Origin of the sequence: Tessaracoccus palaemonis (assembly GCF_019316905.1) — a bacterium.
Classification (GTDB): Bacteria; Actinomycetota; Actinomycetes; order Propionibacteriales; family Propionibacteriaceae; genus Arachnia; species Arachnia palaemonis.
The window spans coordinates 262,020-280,056 of record NZ_CP079216.1; the positions used below are offsets into that span (position 1 = coordinate 262,020).

The window sequence follows — 18,037 nt, forward strand, 5'->3', positions numbered from 1 at the left end:
GCACCAGCCCATCGAAGGGAGGCCCCGTGCCCGAGATGCCGGAGGTCGCGGCCGTAGCGTCCGCCCTCGACGACAAGCTCCGCGGACGTGTCATCGCGTCCGGCCACCTGGTGTCCTTCTCCGCCCTGAAGACGTTCCGGATCGGGCTGGAGGCGCTCGCCGGGCTCGAGATCGACCGCGTGACACGGCATGGGAAGTTCATCGACGTCGACGCTCAGGGCGTGCACCTGATCTTCCATCTCGCACGCGCCGGCTGGGTCACCTGGCACGACGTCGCGCCGAAGGTCCCCGCCCGGCCCGGGAAGTCCGGCCTTGCCCTGCGCATCGTCCTCGACGACGACTCCGGCTTCTCCCTGACCGAGGCCGGCACCCAGAAGCACCTGGCCGTCTATGTCGTGACCGACCCGGCCGAGGTCCCCGGCATCGCGGCCCTCGGCCCCGACCCGCTCGCCGACGACTTCACCCTCGACTCGTTCCGCGCCGTCCTGGCCGACGCGGGGCGCTCGCAGCTCAAGGGCGTGCTTCGCGACCAGAAGCGGCTCGCCGGGATCGGCAACGCCTACTCCGACGAGATCCTGCACGCCGCGAGACTCAGCCCCTTCAAGCCCGCAGACAGTCTCGACGAGGCGGGCGGCGCGGCTCTCTACGAGGCCATGCGCACCGTGCTCCGTGGTGCCGTCGACGCGGCCGCAGGCCTGCCGCTGACGGACCTCAAGGACGCCAAACGCGCGTCGATGCGCGTGCACGGCCGCGCCGGCGAGACGTGCGACGAGTGCGGCGCGACCATCGCAGAGGTCTCCTTCGCGGACTCGTCGCTCCAGTACTGCCCCGGCTGCCAGACCGGTGGCAAACCACTTGCCGACCGCCGGATGTCCAAGCTCCTGAAGTAGCGGGCGTGGGCAACCCCGGCGCCCGATGGACACGCCGACCCCCGGGCCCCAAAATGCCGGGGTGAACAGGGACTCGGGGCAGGGCAGGGCAGTCGCCATGGTGCTCGGCTCCTGCACGTCGCTGCAGATCGGCGCCGCGATCGCGGTGCCCGTGATGGGCGAGGTCGGCTCCTGGCTCACGACCGCCGTCCGGCTGCTGCTGGCCTCGGCGATCCTCGTGATGCTGACCCGGCCGCCCCTGCGCGCCTGGTCGCGGGGCCAGTGGCGCCGCGTCGTGCTCTACGGCGTCACCCTTGGTGGCATGAACGGCACCTTCTACGCGGCGATCGACCGGATCCCGCTCGCCATCGCCGTCACGATCGAGTTCCTCGGCCCGCTCGTCCTTGCCGCCGTGCTGTCGCGGCGGGCGCGGGACATCGCCTGGGTGCTGGTCGCGGCGGGGGCCGTCGCCGTCCTCGGCTTCTCGAAGAGCCCGGAGACCAGCGCGTCCGGCGGCGGGCTCGACCCCGTCGGGGTGCTGTTCGCGTTCATCTCGGCCGGGTTCTGGGCCGCCTACATCCTGGCGGGCAAGTCCGTCGCGGCCGAGGTCAAGGGGCAGGCGCCGCTGGCGATCGCGATGCTGGTGGGCGGATCCCTCATGGTTCCGCTGGCCGCGCCGAGCGTCGGCCGGCTCGCCGACCAGCCGGTCCTGCTGCTGTCGCTCGTCGGCGTCGCTCTGCTGTCGTCGGTGATCCCGTACTCGCTCGAGCTCGCGGCGCTGCGACGCCTCCCGGCCCGCGTGTTCGGCGTGCTCCTCAGCCTCGAGCCCGTGGTGGCGGGCATCTTCGGCTGGCTCCTGCTCGGGCAGCATCTCAGCGTCGTGCAGATCCCGGCGATGGTGGCGGTCCTGGCAGCCTCGGTCGCGACGACACTGTCGGGCTCCTCCCAGGAGGGCGTCGGCCCCGTCGACCCGACGACCTGACCCCGGACGCGACGGAGGGCCCGACGAGCGCCGGACCCTCCGAAGTCGGTGCCGGGGCAATGGCCCCGGCTATTCAGTTGTCAGGCCTGTCCAGCGGGGCGGTCGTACCCGGATGGGGGGAACCGGGTGGGGGAGACCAGCTGGCCGGGCAGACCCGTCTGGGGAAGGTCAGCCCCAGATGCCTGCGTTGCGCGCCTCGGTGCTGTTGTACCCGTCGGCGATGTTGCCCAGCAGCACGGGCATGCGCTGCACGATGTCCTGCTGCCTGGCGGCCGAGGCGTCCCACGAACGCTGGACCTCCTGGTAGGCGTTGCGGGCGTTGTCCTCCCACGCGCCGAGGGAGACGGAAAGCTCCCCCTTGAGTTCCTCGAGCAGCGAGGTGAGCTCCTTGTGGGCCGCGGAGAGGTTCGCGATGCCCTCCTGGAGTCCGGAGACGGAGTAGATGGTTGAGTCGCTCATGATTCTCCCGTGTCTTTTCGTCTGCTGGTCAGCCGATGAGGCCGGCGATCTGGTTTGCGGTGGCCTGGTTCTCGTCCTCGCGCTGGCCGTATTCGCGGAGAGTCTCGACGAGCGAGGTGTGGATCTTGTCCAGGCCCTGCTTGACCTTCTCGAACTCCGTGTCGAACTGGCGGTAGCCCTGCTGGAACGTCGTGGAGGCGTTTCCATGCCACCGGGAGGACAGGTCGGTCATCTGGCCCTGAAGGCGGGTCTGCAGCTGATGGATCTGCTGGTGCTTTGCCTCGATCTGCTGCGATGCCTTCTGCATCGCTGCCCGGTCTACGGACTTGTCTGCCATTCTCGCTGTCCCTTCGACGGTCGTCTGATGAATGTCGGGTGCACCTGGGCCCCGCCTCGGGCACGAGATTAGAACGGTTCAGGGTCACCCGCCACCCCGTTTCAGGGAAACAAGTAGCCGTACCTAGCCGGTCAGAGTCGTGTCACTCGCCGACGCCCGTGACGAAGCTCACGTCCAGCGAGACCCCCGCGGGCAGGGCCGGCGGCAGCAGTTTCAGCAGGCCGGACGGCACCGATGTCGGCGTGACTCCGCCGTACCCGAGTGCACGTCGGGAGGCCATCGTCGGGATGCCGTACGAGCGGCCGTCCAGCAGGAGGGTGGCAGCGCCGTCGTCGCCGAGGGACTCCGAGTTGCGCAGGAGCGCGCCGCCCAGCGTCGGGATGGAGACGACATCCACGTAGGCCCCGCTGGGGCGTCCCTGGGTTGCCGGAATGTCCGGCGTCGTCTGGCCGACGCTCAGGGAGGCGCGTGACGGGTCGTCGCCCGAGAAGACGGCGCAGACGGAGGCGTCCTCGAGCGAGTTGTAGCCGGTCGGGCCCTCCAACTCGAACATGGGGATGTCGTCGGAGGACACCGACTCGACGTCCGGGTCCTTGAAGGGGGCCAGCTCTGCGTCGCTGATCTCCACCGGCGGGGAGTCGTCGCCCTGCTGCTGCTGGACGAGCTTCATGTCGAGGTAGGCGATGGCGGCGAGACCGGCGTCGAGCTGCACGTAGTAGCGCGACGGTGCGCTGTCGGTGCCCGCGACGACGGCCATCTGCCCGACGCGCAGGCCCCGGGGGCTGTTGTGGGCGGGCTCGCCGTAGCCGTCGATCTCGATCGGGTTGATCGGCTGGCCCGTGGGCAGCGCGGTGATCCAGGAGTCGCCCGGCTCGACGACGGGCAGGTTCTGGGCCAGGCCTGAGGACTCGCCGGGCCGGCTGTAGAGCTCATGCGTGCGGCCGCCGGCCACGAGGTACTCGGTCTTGTCGGAGGCTCTCGCGACGAACGCGAAGTCGCGGGTGCCGCCCTGGTCCGAGCCGAACTCGAGCGTGAGGTAACGGCCCCGGCCCGACGGCGCCGTCGAGCACAGCCGCACCGGGTAGGACTCGAGATCGGCGACAGCGGGCAGCTGACGGGGGGCGCCCTCGATCCCGACCTCGGGCTGCTGCGCGATGCCACGCAGCGCCTCGGTCGTCACCTCGATGACCCGAGGCGTTCCGGTCGCCTCGGCTCCGCCGGCCAGCAGCCGGGCAGAGGCGACGTCGGCCATCGGGTACAGCAGGTTGTCACGGTAGACGAAGAGCATTCCTGAGGTGGTGTCGGACAGGATGACGTTGTCCTCGCTGGTCCAGTCGTCGGTGGTCAGGCTGCCGCGGAGCATGCCGAACAGCGCCGTGCCGGCGAGCAGCACCACGCCGAGGAGGACCGAGACGAACGTCGCAACCCCCACGCGACGCAGCGGAGGGGTCGGGTTGTCGGGGTCGCGGTCGACGAAGGCCGCGATCATGCGGCGCGACGTGAAGGACTGAGCCTTCAGCAGGTCCTTGCGCGTCGCCATGGCCATCCTGGTCTCGGGTGCGGTTCGGCGACACTCTAGCCGTCGGACGGGCGCCCGTGCCGCCTCAGCCGGAACCGTCGACGCCTGCCCCGCGGAACTCCTAGAGTGGGCCCGACGTGGCGCCGGCCGGGCGCCGACCCAGGACGGAGGGCGGATGCTGCTCAGCACCCATGCCGCACGCTCGAGAACCCCGCGGCGGGCCGGGGCCGCACGGCTCAGGCTGATGGTCGTCGCCTGGCAGGTCGTGGCCGTGGCCCTCGTGGTGCTCGTCGGGCAGGGGCGATGGTGGTCGATCGTCGCGGCGGGCGCGGTGCTGCTGGTCGCGCTGGTGCTGAGCCTGCCCGTCAACGGGCGCGCGCTGCCGGCCTCGCTCCGCATCCGGCGCGCCTTCCGACGCCGGAAGCGACTGGTCGTCGTGGCCCCGGAGCAGGCACCGGAGCTGGTGCCGCTGGCCCAGTGGCTCCCGCGGCTCGCGCTCACGCAGATCCGTGATGCGCACGACACCGAGATCGGCGTGGTCGCCGACGGCGGTGCCTGGACCGGCGTGTTGGAGGTGACCGCGGATGATGCTCTCTTCGCCGACGGCGGGGCGCTGCTCGATCTCGCCGGCCTCGCGGCCCTGACCAGCCAGGACGATGTCCTGTTCGCCGGCATCCAGGTCGTCACGTTCACCGTCCCCGCGCCATCGGGCGCCATGCTGCCGGCGGGTTCGCCGGCGCTGGACGCCTACCGGGGGATCGTCGCGGACGCGACGCCGCCCGCAGTCCGGAGAACCTGGATCGCGCTGAGGCTCGACCCCCGGCTCTGTCTCGAGGCGGTCGAGCGTCGAGGCTCCGGGGAGGTCGGCGTGTTCGCGACCCTCCGGTTCGGGCTGCACCGCGCCCAGGCACTCCTCAAGCGTGGTGGCGTGGCGACGCGCCCGCTGGATACCGACGGCATCGCCGAGGCCCTTGCGCTCACCACCCTCGCCGACGACGCGGGTGCCTCTCCGCGCAGCCGCGAGGCCTGGGACGTCTGGGCGGGGGACGGGCTCGTGCACCAGTCCCGTGCGGTCGAGGGGCTGACGGTCGACCCGAGCGCCGCCTACCAGCAACTGCTGGACGTGTCAGCCGGGCTGCCGGCCATGGTCGTCGTCACCTCTCTGACCATCACGCCGGATGATCGCCCACGCGGCGCGCTCCGGCTCGTCGCCCCCGACCGTGACGAGGCGGCCCGCGCCGGCGACGCGCTGGCGGCCGGACTTCCCACCGGTCTGCGGACGGGGCGGCCGGGCGGGGTCCAGGTGCCCGGTCTCGTCGCCACCGTGCCGCTCGGACGAAATGAGCTGCGATGACCGAGATCACGTTCACCGACCAGGTGACGCCTGGCACGGTGCGGCGCATGTCGACCGGCCCGTCGGGACTTCTGCTCGGCGTCGGCCCCACGGGTCAGCCGATGACGCTCAGCCTGTTCAGGCCCCAGCCGACCCGGATCTTCGCCTCCCTACCCGAGTTCCAGATCTGGCTCGTCGCGTTCCGGGCCGTGTGCCTCGGCGCCCACCTGTCCGTCATCGCCGCCGACCACCGACGCTGGCTCACGTTGGCCGACGCGGTGCGGGCCGCGGGCGGCACCGTCGACGTGCTGCACGACGCCGATGCCCTGCCCGGACGCGGGCGTCCCTACCGGCCGAGCCTCATCGTCGACGAGGTGGAGGCCGTCCCCGCCACCCGACGCCTGGGGGCGTGGCAGTCGGTGCTCGCGGTCGGCGACCCCGGAGCCTCGGCGGCCGTCGCGATGCTCCGTGCCAGCGACGCCGCTCTGATCGCACCGCTGGAGTCGCGCGCGGCGGAGCAGTTGCGCCGCGCCTACGCGTTGACGTCCGGGCAGGTGCGAACCGCCGCGGACATCGGTGCCTCCGAGGTCGCGTTGGCGACGTTTCGGCGCGTGGCGACCGTGACCGTTGTCCCGTCCGCCGAGGAGTACCGGCTGCTGTTCGGCGGCTAGAACAGCGTCCCGAAGTACGCGTAGAGGTTCATCACGCCGAGCAGGCAGGGCACGATGCCGATGATCGCGACCCACTCCAGCACATCGCCCCAGCGTCCCCACGACGGCGACAGGATCCGGCTGTACGTGGCGGCCGAGTAGTGCGCGAACCCGTAGGTCAGCGCCAGGCAGAGCAGCAGCACCACGCCCATCCCCGTCAGCGACCCCGCGGCCGCGATGCCCACCGCGAGGAGGGCCGTCGCCAGCGTCACGCCGCCGCCGAGCAGCAGTGAGAGCCGCTGGCTGAAGCCGACGAAGGCCCTCGCGCGCAGCAGGAAGGCCACGGCGATGCAGACCACCAGCAGCGTCGACCAGAGCGACGACTGCGTCAGCACGAGCAGGCTCGCCAGCACGGCCGTCGCGGACGCCGCGGCGAGCAGTGCCGCCAACAGCTTGTCGGCCAGGATCGCCCGGCCGACGATGTCCGGCTGCACGGGCGTCTCGTCGGCCAGCATCGCCTCGGTCGTCACGGGCAGGTTGGGCAGCGCGATGCCGGCCACCCGGTAGCTGAGCGACGGCAGCGCGGTCGTCACGAACGCCATGGCGGTCATGGTGATGGCCGCGACGGCGACGTCATGCCCGGGCCACAGCAGCATCGCCGCGGCCGTGACGACGACGAGGACCGCGGTCAGGGCCACCGCGCACAGGGCCATGACGCTGACCCGCGCGCCCAGGGCGCAGGCCGTGGCGGCCACCAGGATCAACGACGCCGCAAGGATCACGCGCACCGCCAGCGGGACCACGTCGGCGAACGGCTCGGCGACGAACCAGCCCGCGATTCCGGCCAGCGCGCAACTCGACCACGCGAGTGCCGTCGCGGTCTGGGTCGCCCGCGCCGCTCGTGCCAGCGCGACGGCACCGATGCAGGCGGCGAAGCCCAGGAACCCGGCTGCCGCGACCGCCAGGATGAACGGGATCCGCACCGACGGGTCGACACGGGCCAGGTCGGGGTCGACGGCGGGTTGGGCCAGCAGCACCAGCAACGGGAGTCCGATGAGGAGGCACATCGTGACGGCGAGAGCGAGGCGCTGTGAGTGGCGCGCCGCCCACGACGGGCGGGTGGTGGTCGCGCTGGCCACGGCGTCGACGACGTCGTCGAACGCGGCGTCCGGCATCGCGTCCTCCCTGTGCCGCAGGTAGAGCGTCTCACCGTCGCGCAGATGCAGTTCGGAGACTGGCACGAAGAGGTCGAAGGGGTCGACTCCCAGGCGCTGGAGGACCCACGTGTGCACCGCGTCGGTGGGCGAGTTTGCCTCCATGCCGGTGAACCGCAGGATGCTGGGCAGCTGCTCACCGAGCGTCACACTGCCCGGCAGGGCCAGGTCCACCCGGCGGCTGCTGGAGATGATGGTGACGCGAGCCAGATCGTCGGTGCTACTCACGTCGGTAACCCTAACGTCCCGGGCGGCGCGTGCGGTGGACACGATCCGCATCGTGCATCGGCGGCCGCCGGTTCCTATACGTTTGGCATCCAGCAGAAAGGGTGGTGCGGATGGGGCTCATCACGTTTCATCGACCCGGTCGGGTGACGCCGCCGCCGATGCCGCGGGGCGATCTCCTCCTGGAGTCGCCGCCCGAGATCCCACCGCCCTCCCCGTCGAAGCCCTTCGGGAATGCGCTGCGGATGCTGCCCATGGTGGCGGGCGGGCTGGCGATGGGCCTGATGTTCATGGGCGGCGGGCTCGGCGGGTCCGGGACGCTGCGCGGCGTGATCGGGGGCCTGTACGCCGTCTCGATGATCGGGATGATGCTGTCCCAGACCGGCAGGCAGAACGACGACCAGTCCGCGCAGCTTGACGCCAACCGCCGCGACTACTTCCGTTACCTGGCCCAGACCCGGCGGGCCTTCATGAAGACGGCCGACGAGCAGCGGGCCAGCGTCGCGTTCCGGCACCCCGCCCCCGACTCGCTCTGGACCGTCGTCGGCGGCCCAAGGATGTGGGAGCGCAGGCCAGCCGACGAGGACTTCGGCTCCGTGCGGCTGTCGGTGGGTGGCCAGCAGTCTGCCCGCCGGATCACCCCTCCGGAGGCGCAACCCGTCGAGGACCTCGAGCCGCTCACCACCGGCGCCCTGCGCCGCTTCGTCCGGACCCACCGCGTGATCCCGTCGGTCCCGCTCGCCGTCGACCTGCGCGGCTTCCACACCGTCTCGCTGGTGGGCGACGAGGAGGCCTGCCGGCGCGTCGCGTTCGCGATGGTCGCGCAGCTCGTCACCTGGCATGCACCGGGCGACGTCGCGCTGATGGTCGCCGCGGCTCCCGGCCGGCAGGCCGCGTGGGAGTGGGTCAAGTGGCTGCCCCACCTCCGCCACCCCGTCGATGCCGACGCCCTCGGCCCGCTGCGCATGTTCGCCACGGGCGCCACCGAGCTGTCGCAGCTCGCGGTCTCGGCGCAGGGGGCGGAGGAGCAGCCATCACTGCGCGTGATCGTCACGGATCAGGTTCCCGGCGTCGCGTCGCGGCAGTTCCTGACGCCGGCCACGCACGTCGTGACCCTGGACGTCACCGGCGAGCGGGACGTGCCGCGGACTCTCGAGCCGGGGGCCGCGGTGCTCGAGGTCACGCCCGACGCGATCGTCCTGCACCGCAGCACCAAGGAGGCGGCGCACGCCCGAACCCCGTTCGGGCGACCCGACCGCGTGCCCGCCGTGTACTGCGAGATGCTGGCCCGCGCCATGGCCGCCTACCGGCTGCCCGACGCGCAGGACGGCGACGTCGCGGCCGGCGACTCCGGACTCGAGCCCGTCCGCGACTTCCCGACGCTGCTCGGCGCCGGCGACCCGCTGACGCTCGACCCGCGCGTCGCCTGGCGCCCCCGACCGCTGCGCCAGCAGCTCCGCATCCCGATCGGCACAGCCGACGACGGCAGCCCCGTCGAGCTCGACCTCAAGGAGTCGGCCCAGGGTGGCATGGGTCCACACGGCATCTGCATCGGCGCCACCGGCTCCGGCAAGTCGGAGCTGCTGCGCACGCTGGTGCTCGGGCTCGCCATGACGCACTCCACCGAGCAGCTCAACTTCATCCTCGTCGACTTCAAGGGCGGCGCCACGTTCCTCGGGTTGGAGGACCTGCCGCACGTCTCCGCCGTCATCACCAACCTGGCCGACGAGCTGAGCCTCGTCGAGCGGATGTCCGACGCGATCGGCGGCGAGCTCGACCGCCGCATGGAGGTGCTCCGCTCCGCGGGCAACTTCAAGAACCGCGACGACTATGAGGCTGCCCGCCGGGCCGGCGCCGACCTCGAGCCGATGCCGAGCCTTGTGATCATCGTCGACGAGTTCTCGGAGCTACTGACGGCCAGGCCCGAGTTCATCGACCTCTTCGTGCAGATCGGGCGCGTCGGCCGGTCGATCGCCGTCCACCAGCTGCTCGCGTCGCAGCGCCTGGAGGAGAACCGGCTGCGTGGCCTCGACACGTTCCTGTCCTACCGCATCGCCCTGCGGACCTTCTCGCCGTCGGAGTCGCGCGCCGTCATCGGAGTCCCGGACGCCTACGAGCTGCCGACCCCGCCCGGCAACGGCTACCTCAAGTTCGACACCACCGGCCTGACGAGGTTCAAGGCCGCCTACGTCTCCGGCCCCTGGCACGATCCGTCGGCCCTCGGCCGTGGCGACGACCAGCGCGCCGACGACCTCGACGCGCCTCTGACGAGGGGGTGGATGCCCCCCGTCCTGGAGTTCGGCACGGACTACGTCGCGCCGGTGACGCCTCCCAACGACCTCCCCGGGTCGTCGAGCTCGGGTCCCGGGTCGTTGAGCTTGTCGAAACGCCCTGAGCTTGTCGAAGGGTCGGACCTCGGCCCAGACGCCTCGCTGCGCTCGGCGCCCCTCGACAAGCTCGGGGAACCGGGGAAGCTCAACGAACCCAAGGACGACGACGCCGAGACGTTGCTGGGCATCGCGGTGGGCCGGCTCAGGGGGCACGGGCGCCCTGCCCGGAGGGTGTGGCTCCCGCCGCTGGACCTGCCTCCGACGATGGACCAGCTGCTCGGCGGGCTCGCCGACGTCGAGGGACGGGGTCTGCAGGTCGCCGACCCCTCACGGCAGGGGAGGCTCCGCGCCCCGGTGGGACTCATCGACCGGCCGCGGCAGCAGCGTCGTGACCCGTGGTGGATCGATTTCTCCGGCTCAGGCGGCAACCTGGCGGTGGTCGGCGGGCCGCAGTCGGGCAAGTCGATGGCCCTGCGCGCCACCATCGCGGGCCTCGCGCTGACCCACACGCCGCAGGAGGTCGGGTTCTACGTACTCGACTTCGGCGGCGGGGCACTCACCTCGATGCGGCGCCTCGCGCACATCGGTGCGGTGACCGGCCGCCTCGACGTCGACCGCGTGCGACGTACCGTTGCGGAGCTGACATCGCTGCGCGCCGCCCGCGAGCGCCAGTTCGCCGACCTGGGCATCGACTCGATGACCACCTACCGCCAGGCGCGCCGCGACGGGTCGGTCCCGGCCGACCGGTTCCCGACCGACGTCTTCCTGGTGATCGACGGCTGGGCGACCCTCAAGACGGAGTTCGAGACCCTGGAGCCGCAGGTGCAGGCGCTGGCGAACGGCGGCCTCGGTTATGGCATCCACGTGTTCGTCTCGGCGGCCAGGCCCTCCGAGATCCGGGCCGCGACACTCGACGCGCTCCAGTCGCGGATCGAGCTCAAGCTCGGCGACCCGTTCGACTCGACGATCGACCGACACGCGCAGGCCGGCGTGCCCGTCGCGCGACCCGGCCGCGGGCTGACCGGCGGGGCACTCCACGCGCTCATCGGCCTGCCGCGGGTCGACTCCGTCACGGGGGTCGACGACGTCTCCGCCGGCCAGCGCAACTTCATCGCCGCCGTCAACGGGGCATGGAAGGGCCCACGCGCCGCGGAGGTCAGGCTGCTGCCCGAAGACCTGGAGATGTCGGCGCTGCCGGCCATCACGCCCGGCCCCGACCGGCGGATCCCGTTCGCCGTCGACGAGCTGGAGATCGCCCCTGTCTGGTTCGACCCGATGGCCGACCCGCACCTGGTCGCGATCGGCGGCCCCGAGTCGGGCAAGTCGAACCTGCTGCGGCTGTTCCTGCGAGGCATCACCACCCGGTTCACGGCCAGCGAGGCCAAGGTCATGATCGTCGACTACCGGCGGTCGCTGCTCGGCGAGGTCGAGTCGGAGCACCTGATCGGCTACTACCCGTCCGCGGCGGCCGCGACGCCGATGCTGCAGCAGACGGCCGAGGCCGTGCGCGCGCGCCTGCCGGGGCCGGACGTCACGCAGCAGCAGCTGCGGGACCGGTCCTGGTGGACGGGCGCCGAGGTGTTCCTGGTCGTCGACGACTACGACCTGGTCGCCGCCCCGTCGGGCAACCCGATGGCCGTGTTCGCGGACCTGGTCAACCAGGCCGGCGACATCGGCCTGCACATCATCCTCGCCCGCTCGTTCGGCGGCGCGGGGCGGGCGGTGTTCGGCGACCCGCTGATCTCGCGGATGAAGGAGTCGGTCAATCCGGCGCTGGTGCTGAGCGGCAACCGCGAGGAGGGCAACCTGTACGGCGACGTCAAGGGCGCGCCGATGCCCGCAGGCCGCGGCACGCTCGTCACCCGGGCGTTCACGGGGCTCGTCCAGACGGCGAAGGTGCCCCCACGCGCCTGATCAGCCGTGGCGGGTCGCACGGGGGATCGTGACCGCGGCCACGACGCCGAGCAGGACAAGCGCCAGTGCCCCGCCCGCCACCAGCAGAGCGGCGACGGGAAGGGTACGGTCCTCGCGCTGTTCCGGTGTGATCACGGCCTCTGCCGACGCGCCCGGCTCGGTCGGCGTGAGGGATGCGGGCGTGGCCCCCGTGAGCGCGCGCAGCGGGTTGACGATCCCGTGGCCGATCAACGGGTCCGGCACGCTGGAGGCCGGCGGATCCGCGGTGGCGATCAGCCGGGCGCGCACCTCGGCGGGCGTGAGCGTCGCGCCGTGCACGTCTCGCTCGTACTGGATCATCAGCGCGACGACACCGGAGACGAGCGCGGTCGCGAACGACGTGCCGGTCGCGTCGCCGGTGAAGGCCTGGTCGGAGGAGTCATCGCCGGACGACGGCGCGAGCGCGAGCAGCCCGCGTCCCGGGGCGCCGACCGCGACCGTGTCGCTCGGGTAGGTCAGCTGGTCACCGGCGTCGGCCGCGTCCGAGGCCCCCACGGAGATCACGCCGGGGAGCGACGCCGGATAGGCCTCGCCGCCGATGGCCGCGGCCTGGTCCGCATTGCCGGCCGCGGCGACCACGACGATGCCGGCCTCGATGGCGTCGGCGATCGCCGCGCGGTAGTCGGCGAGGCCTGGGGAGGATGCGCCGACGACCTGCGACAGGTTGATCACGTCGGCACCGTCGGCGATGGCCTGCCGGACGGCGCGCACCGTCGCGGAGAGGTCGTCCTGCTCGTCGTCGGGGAGGTCATCCTGCGGCGTGGACCAGCGCAGCGCCCGGTACGCGAGCACCGTCGCTCCGGGGGAGATGCCCGCGAAGTTGGTGGCCTCGTTGACCGCGGACCCATCCTCCGCGTGGCCGGCGGCCAGCAGAGAGGCGACGGCGGTGCCGTGGTCGCAGTCGTAGCGGCCGTCGTCGTCGGTGCCCTCTCCGGAGAGGAGGTCGTAGGTCGTGATGCGGGTGCGGGACCAGTAGCCCGAGTCGTCGGACGCGACGCCGGTGTCGATCACGGCGACGCGCACGCCCCTGCCCGTCGCGAGTTCCCAGACCGACTCCATGTCGAGACGCTGCAGCTGCCAGGCGTTGACCAGATCGGCCGCGGGCGTGGGCTGGGCGGTCCGGCAGAGTCCCTGGTCGAGGGGGACCAGGTCGTCGTCGGCCAGCGCCGGGGCGGCGGGCAGCACGCAGGTGAGCAGCACCGCGACGGCTGCCGCCACGCCCGACCTCATCCACTGCATCACGGCAGCCAGGGTAGTGGGACGGGGGAGCGCCGTGGACGGATCGGCGGTGCGTGGGCGAGGGCGCGCCGGATGGGCCAGACTGGGGGCGTGCTCGGATACTTCGGACCCAAGGGGACCTTCACCCACCAGGCGCTGCGGACGGTCAGCAACGACGAGGCCATCGCGTACCCCAGCGTCCGCGCCGCGCTTGATGCGGTGCGGGCCGGGGAGGTCCGCGCCGCCGTCGTGCCGATCGAGAACTCGGTCGAGGGCGGGGTGTCCGCGACTCTCGACGAGCTCATCGCCGGTTCCCCGCTCGCGATCATCGGCGAGATCGTCATCCCCGTCGAGTTCGGACTGTACGCCCGCGAGGAGCTGGAACTCGAGGACATCCGGCAGGTGCTGACGCACGGCCACGCGGCGGCCCAGTGTCGCGAGTGGCTCGCCACCCACCTGCCGAACGCGAACATCACCGAGGCCGGCTCGACGGCGGGCGCCGCGGCCGAGGTCTCCCGGCCGGACTCCCACTACGACGCGGCCGTCAGCGCCCGCGTCGCCGGCCGGCTCTACGGCCTGACGGAGCTGGCCTACCAGATCGAGGACAACCCCGGCGCCGTCACGCGGTTCGTGCTCGTCGGGCGGCCGGGACCGCTGCCGGGTCGCACCGGGGCCGACAAGACGACGCTGGTCGCCTACATGCGCGAGGACCACTCCGGCGCGCTGCTCGAGATCCTGCAGCAGTTCGCCGTCCGCGGCGTGAACCTGAGCCGGATCGAGTCGCGCCCGACCAAGACCACGCTCGGCTCGTACTGCTTCTCCATCGACGCCGAGGGCCACGCGCACGACCGGCGGATGGCCGAGGCACTCGAGGGGCTGCACCGGATCTGCCCCACCGTGCACTTCCTCGGCTCCTACCCGCGCGCTGACAAGGTCCGCCCGTCGATCGGCATCGGGTTCAGCGACACGGAGTTCGACGAGGCCTCGTCGTGGGTCCAGGGCCTCGACCGCGAGACCGCCACCAGGGATTGACCCGGTTCCCTGAGCCTGTCGCGGTTCCCTGAGCTCGTCGAAGGGCGCCGAGCCGACCCCGGTTCCCTGAGCTCGTCGAAGGGCGTCGAGCGGAGCGAGGCGTGGGCTGGGGTGGGACCCTTCGCTGCGCTCAGGGCGTTTCGACAGGCTCAACGAACCGGTTCCCTGAGCTCGTCGAAGGGCGCCGAGCGGAGCGAGGCGTGGGCTGGGGTGGGACCCTTCGCTGCGCTCAGGGCGTTTCGACAGGCTCAACGAACCGGTTCCCTGAGCACTTCGACAAGCTCAGCACAGGCCCCGTCGAAGGGCGCCGAGCGGAGCGAGGCGTGGGCTGGGGTGGGACCCTTCGCTGCGCTCAGGGCGTTTCGACAGGCTCAACGAACCGGTTCCCTAAGCTCAGCCCCGGTTCCCTGTGCCTGTCGAAGGGCGCCGAGCGGAGCGAGGCGGGCTCCGTGCATGCCGGCTCCCGACTCTGGGGGTGGCGTGCATAACGATGCCCATGTCGTGGGCGCTGGCGCATACGGTCAGCGCTCCCGGTATGGGCATTGTTGTTCCCGGGTCCTTGAGGTTGGCCGGTTCCCTGAGCACTTCGACAGGCTCAGCACAGGCCCCTTCGAGGGGCGCCGAGCGAAGCGAGGCGTGGGCTGGGGTGGGACCCTTCGCTTCGCTCAGGGCGTTTCGACAGGCTCAACGAACCGGGTCGCCGAGCTTGTCGAGGTGCCCTGAGCGAAGCGAAGGGTCTTGGTGTGGGTGAGGCGACGGAGCGAGGCGAAGAAGCCGAGATCCGCGTCACCACTGGATTTCGGATAAAGGGTGCTTGTCGGGCGCCGATCCCCTACGCTTCGTCTCGTCCGGGTCGCCAGTTCCGTCGGCCCTGACACTGCACTGCTTTGGGGGAGGCGGCCATGGGGGAAGTCCATCGCAATGGACGGCGAACAGGCGGGGCGCTGATGGCGCTCATCGCAGCATTCGCTCTCGTATTCGTCGGCGTCACGTTCTCGGCCGCGGCCGGAACAGTGAAGGTGTCGGGCGCGATTGAGGTCGATGGGGCCCTCCCCGAGACCAGGGCGATCGTGATGATCAACGGCGTGGGCAATGACTATGCCGAGGAAAGACACATCACCATCGGCTCGGGCATCACGCCGTGGGATGCCAACATTCCCGAGGGCACCTACACGTTCGGGCTGATGGCGCCGGGCGCCGGCATCCAGACCTACTACGCCGGCCAGCCGACGCAGGACGACGCCGATCCCGTTGTGGTCGGCCCCGACGGCCTCGGTCACCTGGACTTCGACACCATCGTCAGCACCGGCTCGAGTATCTCGGGGACCGTCGTCGACATCGGAGGCATGCCGGTCGCGGGGGCGTATGTACAGCTCGACGGGGTGGACCGCTACACGTACTCGGCTGACGACGGAACCTTCTCCCTCGTCAACCTGCCGCTCGGGTCCTACGTTGTCAGCATCCTGGTCGATGACGTCCCCGTCGGAGAGCTCTCCGCGGAGATCCCCGAGGACGGCACCATCGTGACCGACGTCACGATCACCACGACCGTCGTGCCCGCCCCGACCGAGACCCCGAGTGAGCCGGAGACGACCGCACCCACCGAAGAGCCCACGTTGACCGCGTCGACGCCCACCATCTCGGACACCACCCCGCAGGTGGGTCAGAAGCTGACGGTCGCGCCAGGCTCCTGGACGAGCGGAACCGCGTTCGCCTACGAGTGGCTGCGCGGGACCACCGTCGTCGGCAAGACGTCGACCTATACGCCCATCGCCTCCGATCTCGGCAAGACGCTGACGGTCAAGGTCACCGGCACGAAGTCGGGCTACACCTCTGTGACGAAGACCTCCGCGGCAACGAAGCCGGTCGCGGCGGGCACTCTGAAGACGGCCACCCCGACCATCTCCGGCACGGCCAAGGTGGGCGTCAAGCTGACCGCCAAGGCGGGCAGCTGGACCAGCGGCACCTCGCTGACCTACCGCTGGTACGCGTCGGGCAAGGCCATCTCCGGGGCGACGAAGTCGACGTTCACGCCCACGGCGACCCAGCTCAACAAGACGCTGACGGTCAAGGTGACGGGCTCCAGGTCCGGCTACACAGCCGTGGCGAAGACGTCGAAGGCGACCGCCAAGGTCAAGGCCGGCACGCTCACCTCGACCCCGACGCCGAAGATCTCCGGCACCACCAAGGTGGGGAAGACGGTGACGGCCAAGGCCGGCACCTGGAAGCCGTCGGGCGGCAAGGTGACCTACCAGTGGTACCGCGGCGGCTCGAAGATCTCGAAGGCCACCAAGTCGACCTACAAGCTGGTCTCGGCGGACAAGGGCCGCACGATCAAGGTGAAGGTGACCTACACGAAGTCCGGCTACACCACGGTGTCGAAGACGTCGAAGGCCACCGCGAAGATCAGCTGAGCGACACCCGCACCGCCCCAGGATCGACGGCGACCCTGAGCGACGACACGTCGCCCATCAGCTCGCCGTCGATCTGGCATGGCACCGGGGCGGCCGACGTGACCTCGACGGCGCGACCCCGATCCCTTGTCAGCTGCCGGTCCGACGTCCGCCCGGCCAGCACCCCGGCGATCATCCGCGCGACGTCCCCCACCCCATCGGGGGAGGCCGTCAGGACATCGACGACCCCGTCGAAGGGTGTCGCGCCCGGCAGCAATGTGATTCCCTGGTGCAGGTCCGCGACGTTGCCGATCTCGACCAGCGACGCGGCCCCGTCGAGGATCTCCTCCCCATCGACCACCACGCGCGTCGGCACCGGCCGAGCCGCGATGTGCCGCGCGCCGGCGGCCAGGTAGGCGTACGGCCCGACGCGCCGCTTCCACGTCTCGCTGGTGTCGCGGAGCACCGCAGCGTCGGCGCCTACCCCCACCATGACCGCGGAGACCTCCGTGCGACCGTCGAGTTCGACGCGCAGCAGGTCGACGGGGGTCGGCGTGCCTTCGAGGGCGGCGCGCACCGCCGTCGGCAGGTCACGCGGCACGCGGAGGGCGCGCGCGAGCAGGTCGCCGGAGCCGTGCGGGACCAGGCCGAGCGTCGCGGGGGAGTGCGCGATCGCGGAGCAGGCCGCCCGTTGCGTCCCGTCTCCGCCGACCACCAGCACCAGCTCGGCTCCGGCTGCCAGCGCCGCCTCGCAGGCTGCCGCGCCCGGCTCCTCCACCGTCGTGGTGTGCCAGCCGACCAGGCTCCAGCCCCGGGCTCCGGCCTCCGCCTCCACGACGCGGCGCAGCAGCCCTGCGTTGCGCACCCGGACGGGATTGCTGACCACCGCGTACCGCCTCCCAGGCAGTGCAGGCCGCGCGGGCGTGTGCGCGAAGGCGGCCGCGAGCGCGTGCGCGAAGATCCCGACGAGGACGCCGGCCACCACGTCGCTGAGGTGGTGCACCCGCAGCAGCAGTCGGGCCACCCCGACCAGCACCGCGAACGCCATCCATGCCGCGGCCCACCACCGCGAACGTCGGGGCGGCCAGCGCGCCTCGCGGGCCAGGGCGATGAGCCCGCAGGCCAGGACCGTCGCCGCGGCCGCGTGGCCGGAGGGGAACGACGCGTCCGACGTCAGGACGCCGAGCCACGGGGTGCTCGGCCGCTCGCGCCCGACCAGCACCTTCAGGACCGTCACGATCGACAGCGACAGCAGCGACGAGGTCACGAGCCGGGCGGCAAGCCGGAGGAGGCGCCGTCGGCCCGCCCACAGGGCCACCAGGAGCAGGGCCAGCGTCGGCACGACCGGGTTCGTCGCCCAGGCGAAGGCCTCGGCGACCCGGCCCCAGGCCGAGCCCTCGGGCAGCGGCGGCCACGGCCACCAGCCGTCGAGCCAGGTCGGGACCCAGCGGGACATGGCGGCCAGCGCGGCGCCGAGCGCCGCGGCGACCAGGATGCGCCAGGCCCAGCCCCTTGTCATCTGC

Annotated in this window: 13 protein-coding genes; 7 read left to right on the forward strand and 6 right to left on the reverse strand. The window is 71.7% G+C overall.

Features of this window, described 5'->3' with window-relative positions; genetic code table 11:
- Positions 1 to 35 precede the first annotated feature (35 nt).
- Together KDB89_RS01105 and KDB89_RS01110 are read left to right on the forward strand one after the other, a co-directional pair.
- Entirely contained in the window at positions 36 to 890 is an 855-nt protein-coding gene (locus KDB89_RS01105; protein ID WP_369408091.1) for a DNA-formamidopyrimidine glycosylase family protein, read from the forward strand.
- Positions 891 to 951: 61 nt separating this feature from the next.
- Positions 952 to 1,851: an EamA family transporter gene (locus KDB89_RS01110; protein WP_219082716.1), complete on the forward strand. Its 900-nt coding sequence runs from the start codon at positions 952 to 954 to the stop codon at positions 1,849 to 1,851.
- Between the two features lie 168 nt (positions 1,852 to 2,019).
- On the opposite strand, the gene KDB89_RS01115 is transcribed toward KDB89_RS01110, so the two are convergent.
- The 3 genes from KDB89_RS01115 to eccB all read right to left on the reverse strand — a co-directional run bounded on the left by KDB89_RS01115 (position 2,020) and on the right by eccB (position 4,187).
- Positions 2,020 to 2,310, reverse strand: coding sequence for a WXG100 family type VII secretion target (locus tag KDB89_RS01115; protein ID WP_219082718.1), 291 nt, complete (start codon positions 2,308 to 2,310; stop codon positions 2,020 to 2,022).
- Between the two features lie 28 nt (positions 2,311 to 2,338).
- Positions 2,339 to 2,647 carry a WXG100 family type VII secretion target gene (locus KDB89_RS01120; protein ID WP_219082721.1) on the reverse strand — a complete coding sequence of 103 codons (309 nt, stop codon included), beginning with the start codon at positions 2,645 to 2,647 and terminating at the stop codon, positions 2,339 to 2,341.
- A 142-nt stretch (positions 2,648 to 2,789) separates the two neighbouring features.
- Positions 2,790 to 4,187: a type VII secretion protein EccB gene (eccB, locus tag KDB89_RS01125; RefSeq protein ID WP_219082722.1), complete on the reverse strand. Its 1,398-nt coding sequence runs from the start codon at positions 4,185 to 4,187 to the stop codon at positions 2,790 to 2,792.
- 154 nt (positions 4,188 to 4,341) lie between these two features.
- On the opposite strand from eccB, the gene eccE reads away from it, so the two are divergent.
- Together eccE and KDB89_RS01135 are read left to right on the forward strand one after the other, a co-directional pair.
- Positions 4,342 to 5,520, forward strand: coding sequence for a type VII secretion protein EccE (eccE, locus tag KDB89_RS01130; RefSeq protein WP_219082724.1), 1,179 nt, complete (start codon positions 4,342 to 4,344; stop codon positions 5,518 to 5,520).
- Positions 5,517 to 6,170: a hypothetical protein gene (locus tag KDB89_RS01135; protein WP_219082726.1), complete on the forward strand. Its 654-nt coding sequence runs from the start codon at positions 5,517 to 5,519 to the stop codon at positions 6,168 to 6,170. Before eccE ends, KDB89_RS01135 begins: the two co-directional genes overlap by 4 nt.
- Here the strand turns inward: KDB89_RS01135 and eccD are convergent.
- Positions 6,167 to 7,591: a type VII secretion integral membrane protein EccD gene (gene eccD / locus KDB89_RS01140; RefSeq protein WP_219082727.1), complete on the reverse strand. Its 1,425-nt coding sequence runs from the start codon at positions 7,589 to 7,591 to the stop codon at positions 6,167 to 6,169. The genes KDB89_RS01135 and eccD overlap by 4 nt on opposite strands.
- 110 nt (positions 7,592 to 7,701) lie before the next feature.
- On the opposite strand from eccD, the gene eccCa reads away from it, so the two are divergent.
- The gene (gene eccCa / locus KDB89_RS01145; RefSeq protein ID WP_219082729.1) at positions 7,702 to 11,832 is read left to right on the forward strand and encodes a type VII secretion protein EccCa; all 4,131 of its coding nucleotides are present in this window, start codon (positions 7,702 to 7,704) and stop codon (positions 11,830 to 11,832) included.
- Here the strand turns inward: eccCa and KDB89_RS01150 are convergent, their stop codons facing one another.
- Entirely contained in the window at positions 11,833 to 13,110 is a 1,278-nt protein-coding gene (locus KDB89_RS01150) for a S8 family serine peptidase (protein WP_219082731.1), read from the reverse strand.
- A 90-nt stretch (positions 13,111 to 13,200) separates the two neighbouring features.
- Between KDB89_RS01150 and pheA the strand changes: the two genes are divergently transcribed.
- Both pheA and KDB89_RS01160 read left to right on the forward strand, forming a co-directional pair.
- A complete protein-coding gene (pheA, locus tag KDB89_RS01155) occupies positions 13,201 to 14,121 on the forward strand; it encodes a prephenate dehydratase (RefSeq protein WP_255556092.1) in 921 nt (306 codons plus the stop codon).
- A gap of 947 nt (positions 14,122 to 15,068) precedes the next feature.
- Positions 15,069 to 16,535 (forward strand): carboxypeptidase regulatory-like domain-containing protein, encoded by a 1,467-nt coding sequence (locus KDB89_RS01160; RefSeq protein WP_219082736.1) that lies wholly within the window; start codon positions 15,069 to 15,071, stop codon positions 16,533 to 16,535.
- On the opposite strand, the gene KDB89_RS01165 is transcribed toward KDB89_RS01160, so the two are convergent.
- The gene (locus KDB89_RS01165) at positions 16,528 to 18,033 is read right to left on the reverse strand and encodes a bifunctional phosphatase PAP2/diacylglycerol kinase family protein (protein WP_219082738.1); all 1,506 of its coding nucleotides are present in this window, start codon (positions 18,031 to 18,033) and stop codon (positions 16,528 to 16,530) included. The genes KDB89_RS01160 and KDB89_RS01165 overlap by 8 nt on opposite strands.
- Positions 18,034 to 18,037: the final 4 nt, after the last annotated feature.

Bases quoted from the DNA above. Each gene is read 5' to 3' on its own strand.
- KDB89_RS01105 (WP_369408091.1), top strand. From the start codon at position 36: ATGCCGGAGGTCGCGGCCGTAGCGTCCGCCCTCGACGACAAGCTCCGC.
- KDB89_RS01115 (WP_219082718.1), bottom strand. From the start codon at position 2,310: ATGAGCGACTCAACCATCTACTCCGTCTCCGGACTCCAGGAGGGCATC.
- KDB89_RS01120 (WP_219082721.1), bottom strand. From the start codon at position 2,647: ATGGCAGACAAGTCCGTAGACCGGGCAGCGATGCAGAAGGCATCGCAG.
- eccB (WP_219082722.1), bottom strand. From the start codon at position 4,187: ATGGCGACGCGCAAGGACCTGCTGAAGGCTCAGTCCTTCACGTCGCGC.
- eccE (WP_219082724.1), top strand. From the start codon at position 4,342: ATGCTGCTCAGCACCCATGCCGCACGCTCGAGAACCCCGCGGCGGGCC.
- KDB89_RS01135 (WP_219082726.1), top strand. From the start codon at position 5,517: ATGACCGAGATCACGTTCACCGACCAGGTGACGCCTGGCACGGTGCGG.
- eccCa (WP_219082729.1), top strand. From the start codon at position 7,702: ATGGGGCTCATCACGTTTCATCGACCCGGTCGGGTGACGCCGCCGCCG.
- KDB89_RS01150 (WP_219082731.1), bottom strand. From the start codon at position 13,110: ATGCAGTGGATGAGGTCGGGCGTGGCGGCAGCCGTCGCGGTGCTGCTC.
- KDB89_RS01160 (WP_219082736.1), top strand. From the start codon at position 15,069: ATGGCGCTCATCGCAGCATTCGCTCTCGTATTCGTCGGCGTCACGTTC.
- KDB89_RS01165 (WP_219082738.1), bottom strand. From the start codon at position 18,033: ATGACAAGGGGCTGGGCCTGGCGCATCCTGGTCGCCGCGGCGCTCGGC.